The sequence below is a fragment of the Marinobacter lacisalsi genome (assembly GCF_042651045.1).
Taxonomy (GTDB): Bacteria; Pseudomonadota; Gammaproteobacteria; order Pseudomonadales; family Oleiphilaceae; genus Marinobacter; species Marinobacter lacisalsi.
Window position 1 is genome coordinate 1 of sequence record NZ_JBHSDI010000042.1, and the last position, 3,261, is coordinate 3,261.

The window sequence follows — 3,261 nt, forward strand, 5'->3', positions numbered from 1 at the left end:
ATACGCGAGTCAGTGCCGCCGTCAGAGTGGTCTTGCCATGGTCAACGTGACCAATGGTGCCCACGTTCAGGTGCGGTTTGTTACGTTCAAATTTTGCTTTAGACATTCGACCAGTCTCCCTAATCAACAAGAAAGTAACGTTGACCGGATAAATTGGAGCTCATGGGCGGATTTGAACCGCCGACCTCACCCTTACCAAGGGTGTGCTCTACCAACTGAGCTACATGAGCATTCAACCAAAATTGGAGCGGGCAGCGGGAATCGAACCCGCGTCATCAGCTTGGAAGGCTGAGGTAATAGCCACTATACGATGCCCGCATCAATAAGTGGTGGAGGGGGCAGGATTCGAACCTGCGAAGCTTACGCGTCAGATTTACAGTCTGATCCCTTTGGCCACTCGGGAACCCCTCCAGAGAGAGCCCCAACGTTCGGAGCCACCTCAAAAAACTTAAGTGGAGCTGGCGGACGGAATCGAACCCCCGACCTGCTGATTACAAGTCAGCTGCTCTACCAACTGAGCTACGCCAGCTCACGCTCGCCTCATCAGCGAGGGCGGTATACTACGGATTTTTTTCAGCGGTTGCAACACCTTCACAAGCACTAAATTCAATCAGTTGTAGACCGGCTTCGCTTTGGCCGGAGGCATCACTCAGGTCATTAAATGACCGGGGCGGCACCCCCTCAAAAACGAGGGCGTAGCTTATCTGATTTCGGGGGAACATTACCAGTATCGCATCAATGTTTTGTTGCTGACGGCGCTGGAGAACGCCTTCCGCCGAACGCCTTGAGCGGAATAACCCTAAAGATATGGCATTCTGTCTCTCGCCGGATGGCACTACGTAGGCTTCCACCCCCATAGCCACCAGCTCCCGGTAGCGCTCCAGGGCCGCTTCACGGCTATCCAATGGCGGAACGATAACCCAATGAAAGGGCTCAAGTGACTCCTCTTTCCGGGTCAAACCGCGAAACTCAACACCCGCTTCCTGTCGAACGAATTCACGTCGATAGGCCTGAGCGTGGGATTCCTCCTCAAACCAGCCAATCCCGAAGCATTGCTCTGCGCCGGGGTCCGGCGTCGCTTCAACCGGCGGAACACTCTCCGGTATTTTCGGCTGATCAGCAACGCGGGCGGCCGGGGGAGACTGCTCCGGCACTGGGGACGCACCCTGCCGGTCGATCATCTCGATCTCCGACACACGAGGCAGACGCCCCTCATCCACCGATCGGACGTTCTCCGCCTCGTTGACGGAAAACCACAGGAAAATCGCCACATTGGCGACAACGAGAAACAGAACCAGCCAGCGCACTATTCCGCCCCCACCAGAGCCAGCCCATCAAGCACCAGGTCGGGGCGCAAGGCGACCAGGGGTATGCGGCTATCCTGGTAATTATCCAGCGCCGTCTTGATTAGCGAGCCATCACCACCGGTAATCAGTACCGGCACAGCCAGATCGCGGCCCAGCTGCTCTGCTAACGCACGGGTCAGCCAGTTGACCCCATGGAAGACACACTCGGCAGTCGTTTGCCCTGGCGATATTCCTTCCGCCTGGCCGGCATCAAACAGGACCCTGGCCGTGCCCTGCCTCAATGAATCCGTCATCATGGTCCGCCCGGGCAGAATGTACCCACCCAGGTGCTGACCACCTGCGTCAATCCAGTCGATGGTGATCGCACTGCCGGCATCCACCACCGCGCAAGCGCCCTGAATCTCATGCCAGGCACCTACCAGAGCATGCCACCGGTCTGCACCCATGGCAGAGGGATCTTCGTAGGCACACGTCAACCGCCCGAAGCTGGACCTGGTCCAGAAGAAGCGTACCGGGGTGGCGGTGTAGCCCTTAATAACGCGCTCCAGCTCGATACGCGCATGCTCGGAACGCACCGTTGACACGGATATCGAAGGAATATCCTGCCATTCGGTCCGGGTGATACCTTCAAACAAATCGCCGGATTCAAGGGTTGCCGAACCCGCTAACCGGATCTCGGAGCCTTCCCGGAGCTGCCACTTGATCCGGGTATTGCCAGCATCGACGAGGAGTTTCATGGCGCTACTCGCAAACTTATCTCGCCAGCGTTGATCTTCTCAATACCCTGACCGGTATCCAGCAGGTAGTTACCGGACTCGTCAACGCCACACCCCAGCCCTGACCAGTCTCCACTGGTAGCCCTGAGTTTTTTATCGCGGAACAGGTCGTACTGGTTCCATATTTCCGAAAACGGCGCAAAGCCGCTTTTTTCGAAATCATGCAGACGATCAACCAATTGATTGAGGATACCCGCCGCCAGTCTATCGCGACGCCAGGATTGGCCCGGAACTGCCAGCCCAAGACTGGTCCAGGGTTGATCCACCGACGCTTCCTCTTTCATATGCACATTGAGACCGATGCCGACAATGACCCTGACTGCACCCTCCAGCTCACCCTGAAGCTCAATGAGAATACCTGCAAGCTTACGGTCATGCACCAGAACGTCATTAGGCCATTTCAGACCCGCCCAGGCCCCTTCGGGCAGTTTCAGTGACTCAATCAGGGCGATACCCACCACCAGGCTAAACCCTTCCAGTTGCGTGAAGCCCCGACCGATAGTGGCTCCGATGCTCATATACAGGTTCTGACCCACCGGGCTTTGCCAGGGCCGCCCACGACGACCACGACCTTGCTCCTGGCAGTCAGCCACAGACACCAGCAAACCGGTCTCGCCCTGCTGCCAGCGTCGCGCAATCTCACTGTTCGTGGAATCAATACGGTCATGGACCGCAAGGGATATACCCTCCCGCAGGTCATCCCGCAGCCCCTCGCGGATTCCGTCCGCGGACAGCAGATCCATCGGTGCAGCCAACTGATAACCGCGCCCCCGAATAGTGTCGACCCGGATACCTGCGTCCTGCAGTTTGCGAACCTGCTTCCAGATTGCCGTGCGGCTTATACCCAGGGATTCAGCAAGATATTCTCCGGAATGGATTTCGCCGTCCGCAAGTAATGTTAGTAGCGGTTTGGTATTCATGGGCCTGTCCGAGTGGTCGGTGACTATTGGTTCAAGGTGGAGGATTAAACTACAGGGAGAGGGAAAAAACAAAGTTGGGAGAAAACTGTCAGTCACTTTTTCGCGGCCAATAAAAAACCCCAGCACGGTTACGTGCTGGGGTTTTGGTATTAAGAGCCTGACGATGACCTACTCTCGCATGGGCAATGCCACACTACCATCGGCGCTGCTCTGTTTCACTTCTGAGTTCGGGATGGGATCAGGTGGTTCCAGAACGCT

At 56.7% G+C, this 3,261-nt stretch carries 4 protein-coding genes, 4 tRNA genes and 1 rRNA gene; all 9 read right to left on the minus strand.

What is annotated here, in order from left to right; genetic code table 11:
- Nucleotides 1–106: GTP-binding protein (locus ACFOZ5_RS13520; RefSeq protein WP_379888184.1), on the minus strand; the 106-nt coding region annotated here is incomplete at its 3' end.
- A 48-nt stretch (nucleotides 107–154) separates the two neighbouring features.
- Nucleotides 155–230 (minus strand) — tRNA-Thr (locus ACFOZ5_RS13525).
- 13 nt (nucleotides 231–243) lie between these two features.
- Nucleotides 244–318, minus strand: a tRNA-Gly gene (locus ACFOZ5_RS13530).
- A gap of 9 nt (nucleotides 319–327) precedes the next feature.
- Nucleotides 328–411, minus strand: a tRNA-Tyr gene (locus ACFOZ5_RS13535).
- A gap of 42 nt (nucleotides 412–453) precedes the next feature.
- Nucleotides 454–529: transfer RNA gene (locus tag ACFOZ5_RS13540), tRNA-Thr, on the minus strand.
- A gap of 31 nt (nucleotides 530–560) precedes the next feature.
- Entirely contained in the window at nucleotides 561–1,307 is a 747-nt protein-coding gene (locus tag ACFOZ5_RS13545) for a hypothetical protein (protein ID WP_379888179.1), read from the minus strand.
- A complete protein-coding gene (locus tag ACFOZ5_RS13550) occupies nucleotides 1,307–2,044 on the minus strand; it encodes a type III pantothenate kinase (protein ID WP_379888181.1) in 738 nt (245 codons plus the stop codon). The genes ACFOZ5_RS13545 and ACFOZ5_RS13550 overlap by 1 nt, the downstream gene beginning before the upstream one ends.
- Nucleotides 2,041–3,003 (minus strand): biotin--[acetyl-CoA-carboxylase] ligase, encoded by a 963-nt coding sequence (locus ACFOZ5_RS13555; RefSeq protein ID WP_379888183.1) that lies wholly within the window; start codon nucleotides 3,001–3,003, stop codon nucleotides 2,041–2,043. The genes ACFOZ5_RS13550 and ACFOZ5_RS13555 overlap by 4 nt, the downstream gene beginning before the upstream one ends.
- 155 nt (nucleotides 3,004–3,158) lie before the next feature.
- Nucleotides 3,159–3,261 (minus strand): 5S ribosomal RNA (rrf, locus tag ACFOZ5_RS13560); the annotation flags it as partial.